The 22,870-nt window shown below is 41.3% G+C and carries 26 protein-coding genes; 22 read left to right on the top strand and 4 right to left on the bottom strand.

All coding sequences use genetic code 11. The features are described 5' to 3' along the window. Window positions 1-289 precede the first annotated feature (289 nt). The 12 genes from T504_RS0102760 (at window position 290) to T504_RS0102710 (ending at window position 11,438) form a co-directional block, all read left to right on the top strand. A complete protein-coding gene (locus T504_RS0102760) occupies window positions 290-1,129 on the top strand; it encodes a glycosyltransferase (RefSeq protein ID WP_033169500.1) in 840 nt (279 codons plus the stop codon). A 15-nt stretch (window positions 1,130-1,144) separates the two neighbouring features. Next, window positions 1,145-2,254, top strand: a complete 1,110-nt coding sequence (locus T504_RS0102755) for an EpsG family protein (RefSeq protein ID WP_033169499.1) — start codon at window positions 1,145-1,147, stop codon at window positions 2,252-2,254. A 37-nt stretch (window positions 2,255-2,291) separates the two neighbouring features. Beyond that, window positions 2,292-2,840, top strand: coding sequence for a hypothetical protein (locus tag T504_RS0102750; protein ID WP_033169498.1), 549 nt, complete (start codon window positions 2,292-2,294; stop codon window positions 2,838-2,840). Between the two features lie 60 nt (window positions 2,841-2,900). Further along, a complete protein-coding gene (locus T504_RS0102745) occupies window positions 2,901-4,067 on the top strand; it encodes a nucleotide sugar dehydrogenase (protein WP_033169497.1) in 1,167 nt (388 codons plus the stop codon). 18 nt (window positions 4,068-4,085) lie between these two features. Next, window positions 4,086-5,084, top strand: a complete 999-nt coding sequence (locus T504_RS0102740; protein WP_033169496.1) for an acyltransferase family protein — start codon at window positions 4,086-4,088, stop codon at window positions 5,082-5,084. After that, a complete protein-coding gene (locus T504_RS0102735) occupies window positions 5,071-6,075 on the top strand; it encodes an NAD-dependent epimerase (protein WP_033169495.1) in 1,005 nt (334 codons plus the stop codon). The genes T504_RS0102740 and T504_RS0102735 overlap by 14 nt, the downstream gene beginning before the upstream one ends. A gap of 15 nt (window positions 6,076-6,090) precedes the next feature. Beyond that, on the top strand, window positions 6,091-7,017 hold the full coding sequence (locus T504_RS0102730) for an ATP-grasp fold amidoligase family protein (protein ID WP_156033457.1): 927 nt from the start codon (window positions 6,091-6,093) through the stop codon (window positions 7,015-7,017). A gap of 10 nt (window positions 7,018-7,027) precedes the next feature. Further along, a complete protein-coding gene (locus T504_RS0102725; protein WP_033169494.1) occupies window positions 7,028-8,509 on the top strand; it encodes an oligosaccharide flippase family protein in 1,482 nt (493 codons plus the stop codon). Window positions 8,510-8,603: 94 nt separating this feature from the next. Beyond that, the gene (locus tag T504_RS13620) at window positions 8,604-9,617 is read left to right on the top strand and encodes an MBOAT family O-acyltransferase (protein ID WP_231473848.1); all 1,014 of its coding nucleotides are present in this window, start codon (window positions 8,604-8,606) and stop codon (window positions 9,615-9,617) included. Beyond that, on the top strand, window positions 9,617-10,066 hold the full coding sequence (locus tag T504_RS14885) for an MBOAT family O-acyltransferase (RefSeq protein ID WP_231473847.1): 450 nt from the start codon (window positions 9,617-9,619) through the stop codon (window positions 10,064-10,066). Before T504_RS13620 ends, T504_RS14885 begins: the two co-directional genes overlap by 1 nt. An 11-nt stretch (window positions 10,067-10,077) precedes the next feature. Beyond that, the gene (locus T504_RS0102715) at window positions 10,078-11,040 is read left to right on the top strand and encodes a hypothetical protein (RefSeq protein ID WP_033169493.1); all 963 of its coding nucleotides are present in this window, start codon (window positions 10,078-10,080) and stop codon (window positions 11,038-11,040) included. Window positions 11,041-11,246: 206 nt separating this feature from the next. Then, window positions 11,247-11,438, top strand: coding sequence for a type II toxin-antitoxin system HicB family antitoxin (locus T504_RS0102710; RefSeq protein WP_033169492.1), 192 nt, complete (start codon window positions 11,247-11,249; stop codon window positions 11,436-11,438). Window positions 11,439-11,565: 127 nt separating this feature from the next. Here the strand turns inward: T504_RS0102710 and T504_RS0102705 are convergent, their stop codons facing one another. The 3 genes from T504_RS0102705 to T504_RS0102695 form a co-directional block, all read right to left on the bottom strand. Next, a complete protein-coding gene (locus T504_RS0102705; protein ID WP_033169491.1) occupies window positions 11,566-12,423 on the bottom strand; it encodes a PD-(D/E)XK nuclease family transposase in 858 nt (285 codons plus the stop codon). Between the two features lie 363 nt (window positions 12,424-12,786). After that, window positions 12,787-13,002, bottom strand: coding sequence for an RpnC/YadD family protein (locus T504_RS0102700; protein ID WP_033169490.1), 216 nt, complete (start codon window positions 13,000-13,002; stop codon window positions 12,787-12,789). 55 nt (window positions 13,003-13,057) lie between these two features. After that, window positions 13,058-14,044 (bottom strand): site-specific integrase, encoded by a 987-nt coding sequence (locus tag T504_RS0102695; RefSeq protein ID WP_033169546.1) that lies wholly within the window; start codon window positions 14,042-14,044, stop codon window positions 13,058-13,060. A gap of 128 nt (window positions 14,045-14,172) precedes the next feature. Between T504_RS0102695 and T504_RS0102690 the strand changes: the two genes are divergently transcribed. The 3 genes from T504_RS0102690 to T504_RS0102680 are packed head-to-tail and all read left to right on the top strand — an operon-like array spanning window position 14,173 to window position 16,229. After that, the gene (locus T504_RS0102690; RefSeq protein WP_231473846.1) at window positions 14,173-15,585 is read left to right on the top strand and encodes an SGNH/GDSL hydrolase family protein; all 1,413 of its coding nucleotides are present in this window, start codon (window positions 14,173-14,175) and stop codon (window positions 15,583-15,585) included. 55 nt (window positions 15,586-15,640) lie between these two features. After that, window positions 15,641-15,829 carry a carbon storage regulator gene (locus T504_RS0102685; protein ID WP_033169489.1) on the top strand — a complete coding sequence of 63 codons (189 nt, stop codon included), beginning with the start codon at window positions 15,641-15,643 and terminating at the stop codon, window positions 15,827-15,829. Next, complete coding sequence (locus T504_RS0102680) at window positions 15,819-16,229, top strand: hypothetical protein (protein WP_033169488.1); 411 nt, start codon at window positions 15,819-15,821, stop codon at window positions 16,227-16,229. The genes T504_RS0102685 and T504_RS0102680 overlap by 11 nt, the downstream gene beginning before the upstream one ends. Window positions 16,230-16,288: 59 nt before the next feature. Here T504_RS0102680 and T504_RS0102675 read toward each other — a convergent pair whose 3' ends face one another. Then, on the bottom strand, window positions 16,289-16,591 hold the full coding sequence (locus T504_RS0102675; protein WP_033169487.1) for a hypothetical protein: 303 nt from the start codon (window positions 16,589-16,591) through the stop codon (window positions 16,289-16,291). A 164-nt stretch (window positions 16,592-16,755) separates the two neighbouring features. Here T504_RS0102675 and udk point away from each other — a divergent pair, with 164 nt between their 5' ends. From udk to T504_RS0102640, 7 genes are all read left to right on the top strand, one after another. Then, window positions 16,756-17,391: a uridine kinase gene (udk, locus tag T504_RS0102670; RefSeq protein ID WP_033169486.1), complete on the top strand. Its 636-nt coding sequence runs from the start codon at window positions 16,756-16,758 to the stop codon at window positions 17,389-17,391. Window positions 17,392-17,495: 104 nt separating this feature from the next. Next, window positions 17,496-17,738: a hypothetical protein gene (locus T504_RS0102665; RefSeq protein WP_033169485.1), complete on the top strand. Its 243-nt coding sequence runs from the start codon at window positions 17,496-17,498 to the stop codon at window positions 17,736-17,738. 104 nt (window positions 17,739-17,842) lie between these two features. Continuing rightward, complete coding sequence (locus T504_RS0102660; RefSeq protein WP_033169484.1) at window positions 17,843-18,994, top strand: MFS transporter; 1,152 nt, start codon at window positions 17,843-17,845, stop codon at window positions 18,992-18,994. Window positions 18,995-19,059: 65 nt separating this feature from the next. Next, complete coding sequence (locus T504_RS0102655) at window positions 19,060-19,572, top strand: AAA family ATPase (RefSeq protein ID WP_033169483.1); 513 nt, start codon at window positions 19,060-19,062, stop codon at window positions 19,570-19,572. Between the two features lie 170 nt (window positions 19,573-19,742). Then, window positions 19,743-21,839 carry a TonB-dependent receptor gene (locus T504_RS0102650; RefSeq protein WP_033169482.1) on the top strand — a complete coding sequence of 699 codons (2,097 nt, stop codon included), beginning with the start codon at window positions 19,743-19,745 and terminating at the stop codon, window positions 21,837-21,839. Window positions 21,840-21,868: 29 nt separating this feature from the next. Then, on the top strand, window positions 21,869-22,474 hold the full coding sequence (locus T504_RS0102645) for a MotA/TolQ/ExbB proton channel family protein (RefSeq protein WP_033169481.1): 606 nt from the start codon (window positions 21,869-21,871) through the stop codon (window positions 22,472-22,474). Next, the gene (locus T504_RS0102640; RefSeq protein ID WP_033169480.1) at window positions 22,464-22,868 is read left to right on the top strand and encodes an ExbD/TolR family protein; all 405 of its coding nucleotides are present in this window, start codon (window positions 22,464-22,466) and stop codon (window positions 22,866-22,868) included. Before T504_RS0102645 ends, T504_RS0102640 begins: the two co-directional genes overlap by 11 nt. The last annotated feature ends 2 nt before the right edge of the window (window positions 22,869-22,870 follow it).

The raw sequence follows: 22,870 nt of genomic DNA, 5'->3' as shown, positions 1-22,870 counted from the left end.
TATATATCATCGGGAAAATATATGAGATGTAGACTCTTAACATCGAGTGTATATATATAATACTTTTTGTATACGATAATTACTTGATTACAATATATCTGAATAATATAAAATATTTAATTTTATATTATAAATAGTAAAAAACATAGCTTAGCTCGAATTGCTTTCCTTTAGATAGAGTTTATAGTAAAGCTTATGTGTAATGAATTTATATGAATAGTAATTGTCAAAAAATTAGTTTTGATGTCAAAAACACATGTTGTGTAATGTATATTTATATGAGGCGCTTATGAATGATGAAAAAATTATTGCTTGTGTAATTACATTTAACCCAGATTTAAAGATACTAAAAAAATGTTTATTTGCAGTGAAAGATCAGATTGATGAAATTATTATATGGGATAACAACTCGACTAATGCATGTGAGATTAAGAATTATATTAATGATAATGAACAAATTAATAAAAAATGTTTTTTTTGGGAACATGATAAAAATTACGGTGTGGCAAAAAGTTTGAATACAGTATTTAGTTATGCAGAAAAAAAGAATTATAGGTGGATTTTAACGTTAGATCAAGATTCGATTGTACCATATAATATGATTGTTGAATATAAAAAATATATCAATAAACCAAAGGTTGCGATAGTAGGTTGTCGTATCGTAGATAGAAATTTGGATGATGCTTTTATAGAAAAAGGCGATGTTGATCTGGTAGAAAGGCTAATCACATCTGGAAGTTTAAATAAAATTGCTGCTTGGAGAGAGATTCGAGGCTTTGATGAAAAGCTATTTATAGATTCGGTTGATACAGATTATAACATAAATTTAATTAATAGTGGATATGTTTTGTTGAAAGTGAATAATGTTTTATTGTCACATACTATTGGAAATATAAAAAAAATTACAGTGGCTGGATTAGATTTATTTATTTATAATCATTCTGCTAATAGAAAGTATTATCAAATTAGAAATATGTTTTATCTAGATAGAAAATATAAAAAGCTATATACTTTTTTTGCAATAAAACATTTTTTTATAGGAGTAATAAAAATAATTTTTTGGGAGGATAATAAAGTGGGTAAGTTAGTATCTATGATAAGAGGCGTTAGAGATGGAATTTTATTATAATATAGGCGAATAATTATGATAATGTTTATATTGTTTTTATGCGTCAGCCTTTGTGCTATCGCTGCCCAATTATCTAAAAGATCTCAAATATGGTTCATGTTAATCAGTATGATTATGTTAGCTGTCGTTATGGGGGGGAGTTATGATTGTGCAGATTATGCTAATTATATGAGGCAATACAATTATATTGAATTGAGTAATATTAATTTTTTTCCAGATGATGGAGGATATTCACTTATAAATTTAATTTTTAAAAATTGGGGATTTGAGTACGATGAATTCAGATTTGTATTAGACGTTTTATTGTTATCATTAATGTTTTATGTTATTTATAAAATCTTGGGCGAGGTTTATTCATTAACAACGTTATTTATTATTTTTCCTTTGGCATTTGATGCTGTTCAGGTTAGAAATTTTATACTTGAGGTTATTTTACTGGTAGGTATTTATTTATATGCAAAAGAAAAAAGTAAGTCGATGAAAAAACTTATGCTAAGTTTAATGATTGCTTTTTCCTTTCATAAAACTGCAGTGTTCTTCATGTTAATATATCCCCTTGTTAAATGTGCGAAATTTAAACTAGGACGAGTTCTTATATTTGTTTTGATAATGTTTGGCTTGTGTATGCCATTGTATGCTGATTATATATTAGCAAATAATATGGATGTTTACTATTATTTATCTAGTGTTGAAAATATTGATCATTATCAATATTATGCGTTAGACGAATTTGAAAAAAGACATATAACTTCTTGGGCTGTTACTATAATTTATATATTTGTTATTTATTGGATTCGTAGGAAACTAAAAAAGAATTCAGTAGATTCTTTTACAACTAGATATGCGGATATTACATATGAATTTGCAAAGCTTATGTGTTTATTATTACCTTTTTTCCCTATTTTGCAAGATTTAGATAGATTAGTAAGGGATTTGACAATTCCACTGTATATATTAGTTATTTTATATATTAAGCAAGTGAATATGTTGAGTAAATCTATCGTATATTATGCAAGCTTGTTTATGATTGCTTGCGCAGTTGGATATGTTAAATTGTATCATGGGCTGGGTGATATGGTGTGGCCATTGCTGGAAAATAACCACCTGTTTGATTTATTCAAATAATATTATTCTGTAAATTTTATGCTAAAGGAGATATATAATGAGAATACGAAAAATAGCCTATGAACAAGAGCGGGATAATGCCAGAGGAAGGTATATTTTTTATTTAGATGATGAGGGGGTTGCTGAACATTATTGTGCATCCTGTCTTATGAGTGTGAGAAATATTTGGCATCTATTGGAGTTGTATGTGAAAGATAGTTGTCTTGTTTTGGACGGCCCAATAATGGATAGCGCAGGCATGGTGGTTCCAGAGCAGGAAAATATGCTCAAAGCGGTGGCAGTGCGGTTGAAAAATACCATCGAAAACGATGTACCGGAATTTCGTAGGTATGTGCAAAGAATTATAAAATTCACAAAACATACGGCAGATTTGCCATTGGAAACGACAGATTTATTAGATTGTATGCTCATGTTGTCAACCAAGCAACGACTTATGCAGCCAAAAGATTTTCGTATATATGGTGATGTAATAAAAAAGGCTGTCGCAGATTTTCAAGAGCGACAGCTTGATATAGACAAAAGTATTAATAATATGCTTAATGATACTAATTTTATAACTGAGTTGATGAGAAAGTACGAGAAGTGATTTAGATTACGGATTGTGTGAACTTGAATTTATTCAAAATTTGAAGGGAAGTAGTGTGTGTTGAAAATCGCAATTGCAGGTACAGGCTATGTTGGTCTGTCCAATGGTATCTTACTGGCACAGCATAATGAAGTGATGGCGCTGGATATTGTGCCGGAGAAGGTGGATATGCTGAATCAGGGGCAGTCACCGATTGTGGATGGGGATATTTCAGAATTCCTTGCGCATAAGGAGTTGAACTTCCGAGCTACTTTGGATGCGCGGGAGGCGATTGAAGGGGCGGAGTTTGTGATTATTTCTACGCCGACCAACTATGACCCGGACAAGAATTTTTTTGATACTTCCTCGGTAGAAGCGGTGATTGAGGAAGTCTTGGAAATCAATCCACAGGCAGTGATGGTGATTAAGTCTACAGTTCCTGTGGGCTACACGGAGCAGATGAAGAAGCGGTATGAAACGGACAATATCATCTTTTCGCCGGAGTTCTTGCGGGAAGGAAAGGCGCTGCATGACAATCTCTATCCATCGCGGATTATCGTGGGAGAACGGTCGGAACGCGCAAAGGTATTTGCAGGATTGTTGGCAGAAGGTGCGGTGAAGGAGAAGATTCCCACGCTGTTCACGGGTTCTACCGAGGCAGAAGCGATTAAGCTTTTTGCGAATACTTGCTTGGCGTTACGAGTTGCGTACTTCAATGAACTCGATTCCTATGCAGAGGCCCGTGGTCTCGATACGGCAGAGATTATCCGTGGAGTCAGCCTTGATCCGCGTATTGGTGATTTTTACAATAATCCCTCATTTGGTTATGGAGGCTACTGCCTGCCGAAAGATACGAAACAGTTGTTGGCTAATTACCGTGATGTGCCACAGAATCTGATCGGTGCGGTAGTGGAGGCTAATCGAACTCGTAAGGATTTTATTGCTGATGCCATTATTGCGAAAAAGCCGAGGGTGGTAGGGATTTATCGTCTGACCATGAAAACGGCGTCGGATAATTTCCGAGCCAGTGCCATTCAGGGGATTATGAAGCGTATCAAAGCCAAGGGCATTCCCTGTATTGTCTACGAGCCTACCTTGAAGGATGATAACTTCTACCGGTCCGAGGTGATCAGCGACCTGACAGAGTTTAAGGAACGCAGTGATGTAATCGTGGCCAACCGCTGGAATGATGCGCTTACGGATGTGCAGGAGAAAGTTTTCACAAGAGATATATTTAGCAGAGACTGATTGTTTTGAGGAGACGATATGCGGCTGAATTTTATTACTAATATTAAAACATCCATGATGATAATGGTGGTATTTTACCACTGCTGTATGTTTTATACCGGTAATTGGGTCAAAGTTTTTGATGTGACAGGAGACGAACGGATTATTGCTTTTACTGCCTGGTTAAATTCGTTTCATGTGCCGGCATTTGTAATGGCCTCTGGCTATTTGCTGTATTATTTGGCTGTGGAAAAGAAACATTATTTTTCTACAAAAGATTTTTTAGGTCGAAAGGTACAGCGAATCTTAAAACCGTATGTATTAACATCACTTTTATGGGTGTGTCCTATTCATTATTTTTTATTTGGTGGTTCAGGTAGTGATTTTTTTTATAAGTATGTTCTAGGGATTTCACCATCACAATTGTGGTTTTTGCTGATGTTATGGTGGCTGTTGGTTGGTTTTTATTTGGCGTTGTCAAGGCGTATGCTTATGTTTGGCAAGCGAGATGTGATAATATGTGTACTTTTGTTTGCGGGAGGGGTACTCTTTGCTAGACTGGCACATAATATGTTGCAAATTGGCAGTGCCATGCAGATGAGTATTTACTTTTATTTTGGTTGCTACCTGCGTTACAAAAAGTTGCAGCCTGCACGGAACAAGGTATTTGTGGCTACGTTGTTGGCGCTGGTCAGTGGGTATACTGTCCTTTTTGCTGAGGTCAGGTATATCGCAGGAATGATAAAGCCTGTATTTACTTTAGCGGAGTTGTATCTAATTTACTGTTTAGGTCAGATTACAGTTGAGGCATATCTATTTAAAACGAATTTATGGAGGGAATTGAGCAGAACCTCGTATGAAATTTTTTTGATTCATCAGCAGATTATTTATTTTTGTATAAGAGTATTTCATCCTCGGTTATCCATGTGGGAAACCATTGCCTGTACTTTTATGACAACAATGGTTGTATCGTGGCTGATTTGCTGGGGGGTTGACGGAATAGCAAGGAAGGGACGTGGCGTTTTTGGCAAAGTATAGGAAATTTGATACCCATAAAAAAATATTGATAACTGGTAGCGCAGGTTTTATCGGCTTTCATCTGTCGAAGCGGTTGTTGGAGTTGGGGGCAGAGGTCGTTGGTTTTGACAATTGCAATGATTATTATGATGTGTCGCTGAAGGAGAGTCGGTTAGCGATTTTGCGGGAATATCCGCAGTATAAGTTTATCAAAGGGAATTTGGCGGATGAGGCAGTGGTCAATGCACTATTTGAGCAGACAAAGCCGGATATTGTGATAAATTTAGCTGCGCAGGCTGGTGTACGGTACAGTATCGACCATCCGCGCAGCTATATTGATTCCAACGTAATTGGTTTCTTCAATATATTAGAGGCTTGCCGTCATAATCCTGTAGAGCATCTGTTGTTTGCATCCAGTTCATCGGTGTACGGTAATCAGGAAAAAACACCTTTCAGAACAACGGATAATGTTGACCATCCTATCAGCCTCTATGCGGCAACGAAAAAATCCAATGAGCTGATGGCCTACACTTATAGTCATCTTTATAACATTCCGGCAACAGGGTTGCGGTTCTTTACGGTATACGGTCCGTATGGTCGCCCAGATATGGCGTATTTTAAATTTGCCAATCTGATTCGCGAAGGGAAGCCCATCAAGATTTACAATAACGGTGATATGCTGCGAGACTTTACATATGTAGATGATATTGTCTCAGGAATTGAACATATGCTTTGCAATCCGCCGATAGCTAATAAAGATGGCGATCAGTATAAAGTCTACAATATAGGCAACAACAGTCCAGTGAAGCTGATGGATTTTATTGAAACACTGGAAAAAACTTTGGGCAAAACGGCGGCAAAGGAGTATCTCCCTATGCAGCCTGGTGATGTGTATCAAACCTATGCGGATGTTAGCGAGTTGGAACGTAATTTTGATTTTCGGCCGAAGACGACGATTGCGGAAGGGTTGGAAAAGTTTGCCCAGTGGTATCGTAAATATTATGGCTTGTAAGGGGGAACAAAGCCTTTGAATATCAAGGAAGTCCTAAAAGAAAATTTACCATCGTTTATGTTGGAGCCTTTGAAGCGGATGTATAGTGATGTACATTATGTTGCTATGCATGTAGTATCAGAAGAGTGGTATTTAAAGCGTCGATTTAAGAAGTTAGTAGGATACCCATTGTGTTTGGATGATCCGCGTACGTTTAATGAGAAGCTACAATGGCTGAAAATACATGACCGTAATCCGTTGTATACGGAAATGGTGGATAAGTTTGAAATGAAAAAGTATGTGACAAATGTAATTGGCGATAAATATGTAGTCCCCGTAATAGGTGTTTGGGATGATTTTGAGGATATAGAATTTGAAAAATTGCCAAAGCAATTCGTATTAAAATGTAACAATGATAGTGGAAGTGTTGTCATATGTAGGGATAAATCTACATTTGATAAAAAGAACGCAAAAAAACTTTTAGAAAAATCTCTTCATTACAATTATTTTTATAATGGTAGCTTTGAATGGCCTTATAAGAACGTTAAAGCGAAAATATTTGCTGAAGAATTACTAAATGATGGAAGTGGTGATGCTTTGGTAGATTACAAATTTTTTTGTTTCAATGGTAAGGCAAAATTAATGTATATATCAAGGGATGAATCATCTAATCCAACAACTGATTTTTTTGATATGAATTTTAATCATTTGCCAATACGGATGAAAGATCCTAATTCAAAATGTTTACCCGCGAAACCAAAGTGCTTTTTTGAAATGAAAGAAATAGCAGAAAAGCTATCCCAAAACATACCTCATGTTCGAGTGGATTTCTTTTATGTTAATGATAAAATATATGTCGGTGAGTTGACATTTTATCATTCTGGGGGATTTTCGAGAGTTTATCCAGATGAATGGAATAATATAATGGGGGATTGGATTGATATAGATATAAAAGATAGGTAATTATATTCTAATGGAAATTAAAGAAAAAATTAAAACTGCAACAAAATGGACATTTATAACTGAATTTTCTGCTAAAATGATAACCCCAATTACCGGAATGATTTTAGCTAGATTATTGACTCCAGAAGCTTTCGGCATAATGGCTTCTATCATGGTTGTGACATCTTTTGCAGAAATGTTTGCAGATGCGGGCTTTCAAAAGTATTTTGTCCAGCATGAATTCCATAATGAAGATGAAAAACTTAAATGTTTTGGGACTGCTCTTACTACTTCTTGTTTGATTGCATTGATTATATGGCTACTAATAGTTTTGTTTGCTGATGATATTGCAGTTCTATTAGGAACATATGAAGTAGCAGATGGTATAAAAGTAGCAGGATTTGGGTTGGTAATTACTTCATTTAATGGCATGCAGACGGCACTTTTTAAACGTGAATTTCAATTTAAATTATTGTTCAAGCTACGTGTAATTACCTTAATCATTCCCTTATTTATTACAATTCCTTTAGCATATTATGGATTAGGATTTTGGGCATTGGTTTTTGGATGGCTATTTCAACAGATTGCAACTTGTTTAGTACAGGCACGTTATACTAATATGCCGTTGTTTCAGATGATAGATAAAACAAGTTTGTTCAGTATGTTATCTTTTTCACTGTGGACGCTTTTTGAATCTATCACGATATGGTTTAGTACGTATGGTGGTTTGTTTTTAGTAAGCGTATTACTAAGTAGTTATTATCTTGGTTTATATCGTGGGGTGTTGACTCTTTCTGGGGCTGCTTTTAGTTTAATAACAGGAGCTATTGTTCCTGTACTATTTACCGCGTTATCACGTTTGCAAAATAATATGGTGGAATTTAAAAATCTGTTTTATAGTGTTCAAAGTAAGTCAGCGTTATTGCTCATGCCACTGGGGGCTTTGCTTTTTGTATATGCGGATTTTGCGGTTAGTATATTGTTGGGAGATCAGTGGCATGAAGGTGATTTTTTCTTTGGAATTGAATGTTTGACTTCTACAATTTCGGTCTTGATTAATTCTTTAGGTAGTGAAGCGATTCGTGCGAAAGGGATGCCTCGTTTGTCTGCCTTTTCACAGATACTTCATTTTCCAGTGCTGTGGGGAGCATTGTGGTATGGAGCTAAATTTGGCTTTGACGCAGTAGCTTTAGGGATGTGTGCAAGTTCGTTGTGGCTGGATATGGTAAAGGCGTTTATGTTGCGGCAAATGTTGGGGATATCAGTACGGAAGATGGCTGGTAATATCCTCAATGCAGCGCTGCCGGCTGCTATGGCAGGGGGGGTGGCATGGGCGTTACGCCAAATGCTGACTTCTTACGAGGCAGTAGCGGTGATAATATCTGTGACAATTTTTAGTATATGTTATTTCTTGTTACTCTCGATAAGAAGAACCAATCGGCAAATGATACTGAGAGGAATAAGGTATTTGCAAGAACAGTTTTGTCAAATATGTGAGAAATACAAAACGTAATTTTCTTACGTGTGGATAGGGGGAGGGAGAAATACCTTGCTAAATTGACACATTTCTAGGACGGATTGTCAATTATCAAGAGGGAGGAGTATTTTTGCTTTTTAATTCTTACGCGTTTATTTTTGTTTACTTGCCTGTAACCTTTGCTGCTTTTTTCTTGACAGCGAAATATATATGCAATCGTGCGTCTACATTGGTATTGGTTTTAGCATCTTTTATTTTCTACGGTTATTGGGATGTTCATTATGTTCCATTGCTTTTTGCATCCATTACCTTCAATTACCTTGTTGGCAGACAGATTGGATTGACGAATAATCAAAGGTTATGGCTTATCTTTGGGGTGGTAGTAAATGTTGCATTGCTTGGTTACTTTAAGTATACTGATTTTTTCCTAATTACTGTAAATAATATAAGTGGTAGTGATTTTGATTTGCCACATATTATTTTGCCTTTGGGTATATCTTTTTTTACTTTTACGCAGTCGGCGTATTTAGTAGATGCATATCGTGGTGAAGCTGCCAAACATGATTTTTTGACCTATTGTGAATTTGTTACTATATTTCCGCATCTAATTGCTGGGCCGATTATTAATCATAAAAAAATGTTACCTCAATTCATAGCAGAGAAAACTTTTCATATAAATATCGAAAATATAGCAATAGGTTTAACACTATTTGCCATGGGATTAGTAAAAAAAGTGATGATTGCGGATAATTTAGCTCCCATTGCTAATAACGTTTTTTCTCGGGCAGACAGCCTAACTTTTCTAGAAAGTTGGGTGGGGGCACTAGCCTATACTTTCCAGCTTTATTTTGACTTTTCTGGCTACAGCGAAATGGCTATCGGATTAGGATTGATGTTTAATCTGAAATTGCCTGTTAATTTTAATTCTCCTTATCAATCGAAAAATATCATCGACTTTTGGCGTCGTTGGCACATGACTTTGGGAACATGGGTAAAAGATTATTTATACATCCCCATGGGAGGAAATCGACAAGGCGAACTTAAGAAAATGCGTAATCTCTTTGTCAGTATGTTGATCATTGGTTTGTGGCATGGTGCTGGATGGACATTTATCCTATGGGGGGAATTCATGGGCTGCTGTTAATGATTAACCATCAGTGGCGACGGCTAAAGATTACGTTGCCTGCATTTGTTAGTTGGCCATTGACTTTCTTGTGTGTCTTAATATGTTGGGTGTTTTTCCGGGCAGATAATTTCAGTAGTGCTATAGCTATCCTGGCAGCTATGACGGATATACATAATGTTGTTCTTCCCAGTGAATGGATTGCTATTGATCGTTTTGCGATTTTATCAGACTTAGGAATCTGTTTTGGGAAGCTTGCCTTGGCTGGTTCTTTGTCAAGTATTTGTGTGAAACTGTTAGTGATAGGATTTATTCTAGCAGTTTGCCCTAATCCGCCAATTATACTTAGTCGTTTACAAACGCATCCTCGTCGCCTGCAAGTATTGGCTGGAGTGTTGGGGCTAGTTTTTGCCTTTACCATACTATCTATCGGGCATGTAGAATCTGAATTTCTCTACTTTCAATTTTAAGGAGATAGATTGTGACGTTTTATCGTAAATATTTGCTCATTTTTACTGTGTCTGTTCTTGCAGGATTGTTATTTCATGGGCTGTTATTTTGGGTGAATTTTGGAGTTCCTATGGAACAAGAACGCTATATGCATGAGTGGCTGGCCAAAAAAGATGTATATGCAAGTTCTATACAAGGGAAAAAGATAGTATTTATTTCTGGTTCAAATACGTTGCTTGGTGTAGATACAGAGCGAATTGAACAAGAATTAGGAATTCCAACCGTGAATTATAGTGCTAATGCTACAATGCGTTTTTATACGTTGGAAAGAGCAAAAAAGCATTTAAAATCAAACGATATTGTTATTCTTCCACTTGAATTCCCTTACTATACTTGGCATCATGACGTTTTTGAACCGGAAGAGGCTTTTTATTATTTGGGGTATGATCCATCAATAATTCAAGCACTTTCGTTTTATGATAAATTAAAATTCATAAGCCAGCTTAATACCAAAGATTTATTGAAATTTACTTATCAGCGAATACGGCCACCCGCACGTGTTGAAGGGGCGTACTCTAGTCAGTATCTTAATAAAAATGGTGATATGACTAACAACTATAAGATGAATAGATTGTCTAATAGCGCACTGCGTAGCAAAATTAATAAAGTGGTTTTTGATGATACACCGTTATCAAATGATGCACAGCAGAAACTTAAACAATTTATAACATATTGTCACAATAACAACATAACGGTTTATGCTTCTTGGCCAAATTATTTATGGAATAAAAGCGAATTCTCAGAAACGGATTTGGCAGGTATACGTTCTATTGAAGAATTCTATTGTTCACAAGGCGTTGAAGTTCTTGGAAGCTATACTGACTGCCTCTATGATATTGATATGTTCTATGACACTAACTATCATCTTAATGATGAAGGGAAGAGAATTCACACGGATTATATTATTGATATGTTAAAAAGGAAACAGCTTTAGTAAGCGCGAAATGTTTTTGGTTATTGCGTTAAGGGGAGTATCTATTAATCGATTCTTTCAGATAAAAAACGAAAGAAAGCCTTGGCTTGGAGCTTCAGGTTTTCGTTTGCAGATGGTTTATCGTGGACGATGGCCTATTTTTAGTCGAATTGACTTGTCAAAAATGACATGTCAACTAGAGTTGATTCGTATCGTGAGGTGATTGGATGTTTGTGGTAAAGAAAAATTCTGAGATGATCAATAAGACGTTTCGTTTGCCAGTAGATTTGGTGGAGCGGCTCACGGAGGTTGCAAAATCTCAAGACGTGTCGGTTAATAATCTGGTGCAGCAGTGTTGTGAGTATGCGCTGGGCGATATGGAAAGCGGGACGCATTCGGATACGAAGCAGGGGAAATGAAGGTAGGACCGAGTTTCTTTTGCAGTTGGTGGATTTTAAACGGCAGGAATATTTAAAGACAGATAGCAAAAAGCCATCGTTCTCGAAAAATGAGAACGATGGCTTCTGTTTATCTAGTATCGAATCGTTATGATTGTCGAATCTGTTTCGCCAGTTCGGCAATTCGCTCGGGGCTAAGACGTGAGTATTTTATAATTTTATCGATGGGTTCCTGGTCACGTAGCATGCTTATCGCAAGCGAAGTTTGTTCTTCTAGCCGTCCTTCGGCACGTCCTTCGGCACGTCCCTCCGCACGTCCCTCCGCACGCCCTTCGGCACGACCTTCGTCCTGTAGTTTTTGCATTAATTCACACATGGCTTTTACCCCCTTGTTTTCATGTTTAAAAAAGTCGGCTCTTTGGGCCAGTTCTGGATAGTGCATCTGCTCAGGATCGGTGCAGAAGAAATCCTGCATAAGTAGTCCTAAGGCATCAGCCCCTCGATAGGAACCATTCACGTAGACCGTATGAGCAGCATCTTCAAATGGCTGGTTGAGTTCTTTGATAATAGGGTCAATGTGATACATGGGAATTCGGCCACCAAATAAATCCTTTTCCGTGATAAATATGACCCAGACTTCGGGAAAATCTTCGTATTTGGTTCCTTTGTTGATTTCCCGGGAATCGATAAGGCTGTGGTTGAAGCGGGCGCGTTTGGGATTGGCGCCTTCGCTGGCACGTTGGATTTCTACGTTGTATATTTTGCCATTGTTATCCACGGCAATGACATCGAAGCGTGCGCTGCGACCGTATAGGTTTTGTGCGGAGCGCTGGGTAACAACTTCTTTGATCATGATGTCATCGCGGTCAAAGAAAATGCGAAGTAGCAGTTGCATACATTCCCTGCTGCCATCGAAGCATACATCAAAGAATGTATCATCGATGAGACGAAACTGTTCAATGAGTTCCAAATACTTCTTGGGAGGCTCAAATTCCAATAGGCCCATAGCACATCGTCCTTTCTTTTATTATATCACGAGATTGCGATTAAAAAAATAATCCGAGCAAAAACATCTGTTCCTATTAATATTATACTATATAGCGAACGTAAATTCCATTGCTTTGTGATGTATACATAAGACACAGGATGTGTCGGTGAATAATCTGGTACAGCAGTGCTGTGAGTATGCGCTAGGCGATATGGAAAGCGGGTCGCATTCGGATACGAAGCAGGGGAAATGAAGGTAGGACGGAGTCTCTTTTGCGGTTGGTGGACTTTGAACGGCAGGACTATTCAAAAGAAGATAGCAGGAAGCCCTCGTTCTCGAAAAATGAGAACGAGGGCTTCCTGTTTACCTAGTATCGAATCGTTATGATTGTCGAATCTGTTTCGCCAGTTCGGCAATTCGCTCAGGGCTAAGACGTGAGTATTTTATAATTTTATCGATGGGTTCCTGGTCACGTAGCATGCTTATCGCAAGCGAAGTTTGTTCTTCTAGCCGTCCTTCGGCACGACCTTCGGCACGTCCCTCCGCACGTCCTTCTGCACGACCTTCATCCTGTAGTTTTTGCATTAATTCACACATGGCTTTTACCCCCTTGTTTTCATGTTTAAAAAAGTCGGCTCTTTGGGATAGTTCTTTATTTCCCATACATGCGATTGAGCGGATTTTCTTTGAAGATGTTGCCTTGTTCGATGTAACGATGGACCATTTTTTCAGATTTGTGACGGGTCTGGCGCATGATGGAGAGGGCGTCGACGTCGTGTTGGGCAGCACTGGTGGCAAATCCGCGGCGCAGGCTGTGCCCGGCGAATTGCTTCTCGTCGAGGCCGGCCAGTTTGGCGTATTTTTTGACGATTAGCGCGACGGATTTGTCGGAGAGCTGCGCATTCCTCAGGCTGTGGGCTTTCGTGAAGGGGCGGAAAATGGGGCCCGTATGAAGCTGTGCGGCATCGAGCCAGGCTTTTAATGCCCGGACGGCGCAGATTTCTTTATCCGGGGCATAGGGAATGGCGATGGTTGAGCCACGGCCAAACTGGTCACCTTTTGACTGTGGCACAAAAATCATGAGGCCCTGCGGGGTGAAGGTCAGTTCCTCGAACTGAATGCGCACGAGTTCTGAGCGGCGAAAGGCACCGGCAAAGCCGAGAAAAATCAAGGCTCTGTCCCGCAGCGAAACGAGATCGTTATCTTCGAAGCAATCTGCCAAGAGATAAAGCGTTTCCATGAGTATTGGGGATTTGCCTCGTTGGAAGGTACCTTTTTCACGGCGGATGGCGGCCATAGCCGCCCGGACGATGCCGTCTTTCGCCGGGTTGTTTTTGCCGCCGTAGCCGGCGGCGATGTGGTTTTCCGAGATGGCGGTGATGCGGCGTGATACGGTATTGGCTTTGGCATCATCAGCCAGGTCATTGATATAGTTGACGATGGTTTCTGGTGCGGTGGGCAAGTCCCGTTCCCCATGATGCCGGCACCAGTCGGAAAAGTCGCTCCAGTCGGAGGAGTAGGCTTTTAATGTATTGTCGGCCTTGGATTTTTCCAGGCGCCGTTTGGCTTTGGCAGAAAGGCGCCGATTGTTTTCAATCCGCTGGTTTTTTACCAGCATGAAGTTATCTTTTGGTTTCATCCCAATCATCTATCTTTCTTTATTATGGTTGTTTCTTCTCTGTAATTATATACGAAAATTTGTTTTGCGTCATCTGGGAATCTTTGTGGTAATTTTAATCTTATCGTATATAATAGAAGATAGTGTTCTTGGAAAAGAAAGTGAGGTATGCCTTGTCTATGTGCAGCCATTGGAAATATATCAAATATGGGGGAATGGTGGCGTTGGTGGTGATAGTCTGTGCCTGCCTGGGATTTTATATTAAGGCGCGGCAGGATTACTTTGCCTTGGCTCCGGCACCAGCAGGCCTTACGGAGACGACGCCTACGGAGCCGCTTTCCTATTCGCCGATTCTCGCATGGGATAAAGATAGTGAGTCGGTATATTACGAGATTGAGTTTTTTGCCGAAAAACCAATGTTTCTGTCGACGACGGCAGAATCCGATAAGGCGATTTTCCGCAGTTATGCAATCTTCCAGAATCACTACAATGCGCCGCTCCAGACGTTTGCCACGGATTTTCTGGGCAAGCAGCCGCTTTATTGGCGCGTTCGCGGCATGGATTTCGATGGAAAGCCGTATACGCCTTTTAGTGAACTGGCTACTCTTTGGACCAGCAGCGACAAAGAAGTGATGGGGGCACCGGAGCCGTTAACGGATTATAATAATGGCAATGGTTCGGTACTGCTCTATCCGGTCTATCATTGGATTCCGATGACGGGCATGGTCCGCTATGAACTGCAAATCTATAAAGGAAATCCTCTGTCGGATAAAGATGCCAAACTTGTCGATACGCTTCACACCGATGTGGCAGAACTCTATGATGCCAATCCCCGTTACAGCAATCGCGATTTTTATTGGCGGGTTAGGGCGACCGATGAAAAAGACGTACCGACCAGCCGCTGGTCACTTCCCAAACGATTCCGGACTGCTCCAGCTGATCATTGGGAAGTCGGGGTTCTCGGTGACAGCATTTCACATGGTGGCGGCCATTACTCCTATGGACCAGAGGACTTTGAGTTCAGTTGGCTGCGGTATCTGAATTTCCCCACGATCAATTTGTCGGAGAGTGGCGATACCATCCAGATGACGGTGAAACGTTTCAATCGGGATGTCCTGCCATTTCGCCCCAAGTATCTGTTGATTCTCACCGGTACCAACAGTTTGCGCGGTGGGGAAGACCCGCAGGTGGTTATCGAGGGGTTAAAAGAAATCCAGCAGCGCTGCCGGAAGAATCATATCCGCCCGATTCTTTTGACGCTTCCGGATGTGAATCCTGACAATATCGCCCATGTATTCCATGAGCCGACGGCCGACGATTGGACGGAGCGGTTCCATGAAGTGAATGCCTATATTCGTACCCAGGTTCATATCGACACGGCCGCTGCCTTTCCACGGCCGGATGGGGTGCTGCCGACACCGTTTGCTATGGATGGACTCCATCCTGATGTCGCAGGGAAAAAACTTATGGGAGCGAAGGTCAATAGCTCCTGGGAAGAAGTCAAAAAGCAGGCCGATGAGGAAATGGAAAAGTATATCGAGGAAAAAGAAGGTTTGAACTGACGCCCCTTTTTATGATAAGATAATATGGTGCTATATAATAGAGGGGGACTGTATTTTGCTGGTATTATCCAGGAAAGAACAACAGGAAATCATGATTGGCGAAAAAGTCGTCGTGACCGTCGTAAAAGTTGCAGCTGGCAAAATAAAGCTCGGAATAACAGCACCGAATAATGTAAAGGTGCGCCGGCTTGACGCGTTGCAGGCTGGAACTATGGAAAATGGAGAGGATTCTCATGAAATTTGATACGAAATCAGGCTATGTGTTCATGCATCTTTATTTGACCTTGCATCCGAAGAAATCTCCGGCTTACGATCCAACCGAGGAAGGATACATTTCCGATGAGGCGGAGTCTAGACTGCATCATTTCGCGGAATTTATCCGCTTCAACGAAAGATTAGCAGCGGAGGGAAAAGCCATCCGTTCCGAACTGTTTACCGAAAAGGCAGCGGAGGATGGAACGTTTGACGGCGAAGGCTGGCAGGATTTTACGAGCCATTTTACCGAGAATGTAAATGGTGAGATAGAGTTCGATGAAGCTGAGCTGCAAAAGACTTTTGCAAAGTTCATCAGCGATGTCCGTCGCATTTGCAGCCGCCCGCATTCTCAGCTGGAGATTGAGCTTGCCAAATCGTTGGGGAGATAAGTGAATCCCTGGCAATAAGAGACGCCCTTGCGTATCGTAGAAGATAGCAAGGGCGTCTCTTATTTTCGCAAACGTTCTTCATGGAGTTTCGCACATTTTTCGACGATAAGGCGTACTACCCAGGAAGCTGGGCGGGTGGATTTTGTATGAAACCATTGCTCGACGGTACGGCTTGGTGCCCCTAAGAGCTTTTCACAGTCACGTGGGGTAATGCCCCATAATTCCCGCATGAGCTTCATCGGTTCATCGGCACAGGCAATCCGGTCGAGTTCCACGGCTTTTTTCAGTTCTTCGACATCCACATCAAAGCCGGTTTTCCGTTGGAACCAGTTGGGGATATCATCGCGGGTAACCTTTGGCATGCTTGCACTTCCTTTCTGCCAATATCCTGTTCTTATAATTCGTTATGGATTCGCATAATCCTTTTTCGCTGATTTTCGAAGTTTTGCTTAGATGGAGCAGACAAACGCGGGCTTTTATGATACTATAGTAAGGACAAATTTCTGCAAGGAGATGCTCCATTACTATGAAAACTACCATTATTGGTATTGCTGGTGGTACGGGTTCGGGTAAATCGACCTTTACGAATCGGCTCAAAAAATATTTTGGCGATGATGTTACCGTAATTTATCATGACAATTACTATCGTCCCCATGATGACCTGTCGTTCCAGGAACGTCAGCACATTAATTACGATCATCCCAAATCCCTCGAGACCGATCTCTTGATTGAACAGCTTCAACAGCTCAAAGAAGGCAAGAGTGTAGAGTGCCCGGTCTATGATTTTGCCCATCACACGCGTTCTTCGGCCACTACTATCATTAAGCCGAGCCGCGTTATTATTGTAGAGGGTATTTTGATCCTTCAGGACGAGCGCCTGCGCGATTTATTCGATATCAAGATTTTCGTCGAAGCCGATGCGGATGAGCGTATTTTGCGCCGTGTGCTGCGCGACATCAACGAACGCGGCCGTGATCTGGAAAATATCATCGAGCAGTATCTTGAGACCGTTAAGCCGATGCATTATCTCTATGTCGCACCGACGAAGAACGTAGCGGATATCGTCATCAACAGTGGACTCAACAACATTGCCTTTGATGTCATTAAGGTGAAGATTCAGGAACTCCTGAAAGAAAATAATCAGGAAGATACTGAGGCTTAATTTCACAAATGTAGTATGAATACAGAATACTTCTCTTAAAACTATAAACATAATTAGTGTAATGTTGTATACTACTCATAGGTTAAGAGAAAGGACTGATTCGTATGAAAAAAATTTTGGGAATCACTCTGAGTCTTGCAGTTTGGGGTGCCTTGCTCATGATGCAGGGAACACCAGCAATTGATGCAACGATTGCAGAAGAGGCAGTTATTGCTGCGCATCCAGATGCAATCGTCTGTGAGGCAGAACAGGTAGGACATAAGTTTACCGTAGCTTATGTTGACAGCCATTTGAATCGCGGCGAAGTGACTATCGCGGACGATGGTCATATTGTTGCCGAGAACTGACGAAGAATCCTTGAGACCGCCGAAAGGCGGTCTTTTTTATGGAAAAAAGGAAAATCCAAAGTGTTGTCAAATAAATTAAAAAAAGAATTATCGGAGGTGATTGAATGGAATCGTTATCTTTTTGGCGGCGTAACGATTTATCCGCACTATTGCTGGCTTCGATATTTATGAACGGATTTGAAACGGGGGGATATCAGGCGGCACTGCTGTATGTGGGACAGGAGTATGATTTATCGATTGGGCAGCAGGGGATTTTGGCATCAGTCCAATTATTTGCAACGATGATTGCGCCGCTTCTTTTAGGGGCGTTGGCCGACCGCATTGGCAAGAAGATTATGTTGGTAGTATTTACCGCGATTCGCGTGCTGTCAGCTGCCATTATCCTTTTGGCTACGGATTCGCTGACATTTGCCGTGGGAATTTTTGTATTAGGATTTTCGTGTAGTATCGTGCAATATGTTGCGATCGCGGGAATGCAGGATGCCTATCCGCTAACTCGGAATCGCCGTATGGGATTTATTACCGCTATGTTTGCCTTAGGGGCAGTAATCGCACCACTTTTGGTTGGTTTTTCGTTGACCACCCGCTGGGGCTGGCAGGGATTCTTCCTGGTCAGTGGGATTGTGTTCTTAATCCTTACGGTACTGTTATGGCGGACTAGTTTTGAACCGAGAGAGGTGGCACAGCAGAAGGAAACGGATAGCGGAGGAACCGGTATTTATTTCAAAGGGGCTGCCTTATTGTGTTTTATCATGTTCATCTATGTCGGCGTCGAAAATGGCGTTTGTTTTTTCCTTAATAGTTTCTTGTTGGATACGATGAATTCTACGCATGGCTATTTGGCTCTGTCACTATTCTGGCTAGCCATGATTCCCTCACGATTCCTTTGTGGCTTCCTAGCGAAATATCGAAGCCGTCTTATCGTTCTGGCCCCCCTGGGGGCAACAATTATGCTGGCGATTTTAGCGCTTATTCGCAGCGAAGCCTTGGCATTTGTTATTGTTTTTGTCTTGGGATTCTTCTGTGGTGGGGTTTACCCCAACGTCTTGACCTATGTAGCGGATTTCGCCAGTGGAAGGACTGCGACGGTTACTGCCGCGATAACCGTTGCTACGGGCGTGGGGGCCACGATTATTTCTGCCTCGTTTGGTTTTTTGCATGACAGCTTGGGCTTTTCGGGGGCTTTCCTGGCTCTGGCCGCGTTATTAGGCGTGGATATTTTTGTGGCACTTCTGGTACCGCGAATGCATCGATAATCAGACAGAGGGAAAGATTTGTGGTAGAATAGGAGGGTAACTATCAAAAATTTGGAGATGACGACTTGAAGGTAATTAATTTCTATGGCGGTGCCGGTATTGGGAAGAGCACGATTGCTGCGGATGTTTTTTCAAAATTGAAGCGCAAGGGCTACAAAACGGAGCTGGTCGGCGAATATGCAAAATGGCTGTGGTATCAAAATGCCACCGATATCGTGGAGGATCAATTGTATCTATTTGCCGAGCAGGCGCATCGCACGCGAACCCTGGAGAAATATGGCGTGGAATTTGCCGTCTGTGATTCGCCATTGCCGCTCAATATCATTTATAATCGTGAGCCAAGTGATGCTTTTGACGCCTTGGTCATGCAGGAATTCAATCGCTATGAGAATTATAATTATCTGTTGCGCCGCAACGATGAGTTTATTACCATCGATGATCGTAAGGAAACCAATCTGGAGCAGGCTAAGGAAAAAGATGCTCAGGTCGTGGCAATGCTCGAGAAATGGAACATCCCTTACACGGTTATCTCGCCATGGGAAACCGATAAAGTTGGTCTGGATTTAAAAGTACGTTGAATTTTGATCCCCTAGGTATTTTTATGAATACCTAGGGGATTTTTTCATAATGCTATTGACAATGATAATCACTGCTGATATTATAAACATCGTGTAATTGATAATGATTATCGATTATGAATATTATTCAAATATGAAAAGCATTCATATTTATGGAGGATGATTCGTGAATGGAAGCAAAAGGGAATTTAGCCGGTTTGGTTGCGTTGGGGATTTTAGCCAGCAGCAATGTTTGGACCGTTGCTTGGGGGCCGCAGGTTGAGGCAGCCAAGGAAGTCACAGCGGAGAGCATTCGTTTGAAGGATAGCTACGTGCGGCCTGATTACATTGAGGTAGAAAAACTTCGCGATACCAAACAAATTCTGGTTATTACCAAGAAAGACATGGAGGAAAAGGGATATAAAAGCATCTCCGATGTCTTGAAAGATCAGACCAGCATCAGTGTCGGTGCTACTGGCTGGGGACAGGTGGATATCCGCGGACAGGGAAGCGAGCAGGCGACACGCAACATACAAGTCTTGGTTGATGGTGCACCGATTACCACGATGGTGAATCATCCGCTGCCCAACAATTACGATTATGTACCTGTGGAGCAGATAGAAAAAATCGAGATCATTCCTGGTGGTGGTTCGGTTATTTACGGCAGCGGTGCTGCCGGTGGCATTATCAACATTACTACGAACCTGCGGTCTTTGCAGAAGCCACAGAGCAGTCTTACGACGGAATGGAATTCTGATGGATATCGGTCCAGTGTCAATTATGGAACGAAAGCCACGGATAAGCTGGCCGTACAAACCGGCTATTCCCGGCTTGACCGAGATCTGTTCTTTGTCAACACCTATCGCAAAAGCAACTATGCTTATGGTGGGTTCCGCTATGATGCGGACAAAGCGCATAGCGTTACCTTCCGCTATAGCCATTTGGATGAAGATAGCAAATTTTTGCAGAATGTGAGCCGGAAGAAAATCGATGCTTATGGACATAACTATCGTCCCAGCAAAGATAGTGATTATTTAAATGGCGATCGTTTGTTGAATACCTATAATCTATCCTACAGTCAGGATATGGGGAAAAATTTAAAATACAGCGGGGATTTCTTCTTCACCGATGGGTTCTATACCAATACGAAATTCTTTGATGGGAAGATGAAAACGAAATCCTATGGTTCACGCATGCGGATGGATTGGTCGTATACCCCGAAGGATTCTTTGTTGATTGGGATGGATTTATTCGAACAGGAATCGCATCTTCGGTATAAGACATCGGCGAAAAGTAAGCTAATGGATTTTAATTATGACAAGACGACCGAGGCTTTGTATCTGCTCAATAAGATGAAACGTGGACGGTTTACTTATACGCAGGGCCTTCGTCGGGAAAAGCTCATCTGGGAATTCGATAAGGATGGCGGCAGTGTTGCACGTCCCATCGGTGGCAAAGATTCGTCGAATCGCTGGAATACTGCTGGCGAACTGTCCGTTGGCTACAATTACAGCAAGCTGGGTAAATTATTCTTGCGCTATGAACGAGGATATACGAGCCCTGATGGATTGCAGATATGTGATGAAGTTTATTCCGATGCAACGAAAAAGGTCTATGCCGCTACCAGCGCGCAAGAGGAAACCTACAATTTGTGGGAGCTAGGGATGCGTGATAAATGGGGAATTTCTACGGCGAGCTTGACGTTGTTCGCTTCGGAAACCAATAATGAGTTGGAGCGGCCATATTTCAAAGGAACTTATGGTTGGGAATATAAAACGTATAATATGTATAATACCAAACGGCAGGGAATTGAAACCAGCTTTTCCCAGCGACTCGGAAAACTGCAGCTAAAAGAAGGTTATACGTATCTTCATGGAAAACGCGACTATACAGCGGCAGGGCGTGCTCTGATGGCCTCCCATGGGGAAGACGAAATCGATTTTACCAACAGTGGATTAAAGGCTGTACCACAGCACAAGCTTTTGCTGGCGGCTGATTATAAATTCGATAAGCAATGGAGCTTTCATGCAAAATATACGTTATTTGGCAAATATAACAATTTCATTCGCGAAAGTGACCGCCATGAAGACAAAAATATTGTGCATTCGTATGGACTGCTCGACATTGGATTTAAGTTCAAGCAAAACAAGGATTTGGAATGGTATGGCGGCATAACCAATTTGTTGGGAAGAGATTACTATGAATATGATTCTGCTGGCGGAGCTACGGCAACTTTGATTCCGGGAGCAGAGCGAACTTATTTTGTCGGTGCTCATTATAAATTCTAAGGTTGTACTGGATTGCAAGGAGATTTAATATGGAAATTTTTACATTGTTTCACAAGGGCGGTTTGGTCATGTATCCCATTCTTTTGGCCTCAGTTATTGCGCTTACCATTGGGTTGGAACGTTTTGCCTTTTACCGCAAGGAACGATTGAAACTGGAGGACTTTTCCATAAAGTTCAATGGGTATCTTCAGACGGGGAAGCAAGAACAGGCAGAAAGTTTGTGCCGTAAGGCCGGTGCCCCTGGTGAGGTATTGTTAACGGCGTTAGCCGAAGAACAATATGGCAGCCGGGAAGAAGTAGTGATGGCTGCAGCAAAGCGCAAGGCGATCGAGCTGCGGCAGTATTTGGAATATTTGAGTGTCATTGTGACGATGGCACCGCTTTTGGGGCTTTTGGGAACAGTTACCGGTATGATTCAGTCCTTTTCGGTACTAAATGTTGCCGATGGCGAGCCTTTTGCCATCACGGGTGGTGTCGGTGAAGCATTAATTGCCACGGCCACGGGGCTTTTGGTGGCAATCCTGGCATTGTGCTTGTATTCGTATCTTTCGCATCGCGCCAATGCTATCATTGCCGATGTCGAATATGTATCTATTATGTATGTAGCAGCAGGGGGCAAAGAGGATGCGCATTGATTTAACTCCCCAGGAAGAAAGACCTCGGTTGATGATTATCCCGATGATCGATATCATTTTTTTCCTGTTGGTATTCTTTATGATGAGCATGCTTACTATGGTCGTGCAGAAAAGTATGCCGCTGACGCTTCCTCAAGCTGCTTCCTCCCAAATCAGTATGGTGGAAAATATTCCTGTAACCGTTACGGCCGATGGCAGTGTTTACTACGAGAAAGAAAAACTTTCGCTATCGGCTTTGGAAAATCGACTCTGGGAGAAAAAACAGCAGGGCGAAGTATCGGTAATCCTGCGTGGCGATGCATCCGTTGATTATGGCAAGGTAGTTCAAGTGATGGATATGATAAAAAATATGGGCATCCAAAAAGTTTATATTGCTACGGATACCAAAGGATAATG

It is taken from the genome of Selenomonas sp. ND2010 (assembly GCF_000702005.1).
Lineage (GTDB): Bacteria > Bacillota > Negativicutes > Selenomonadales > Selenomonadaceae > Selenomonas_A.
Note: the sequence above shows the minus strand (reverse complement) of the source record. Positions and strands in the feature narration are given on the sequence as shown.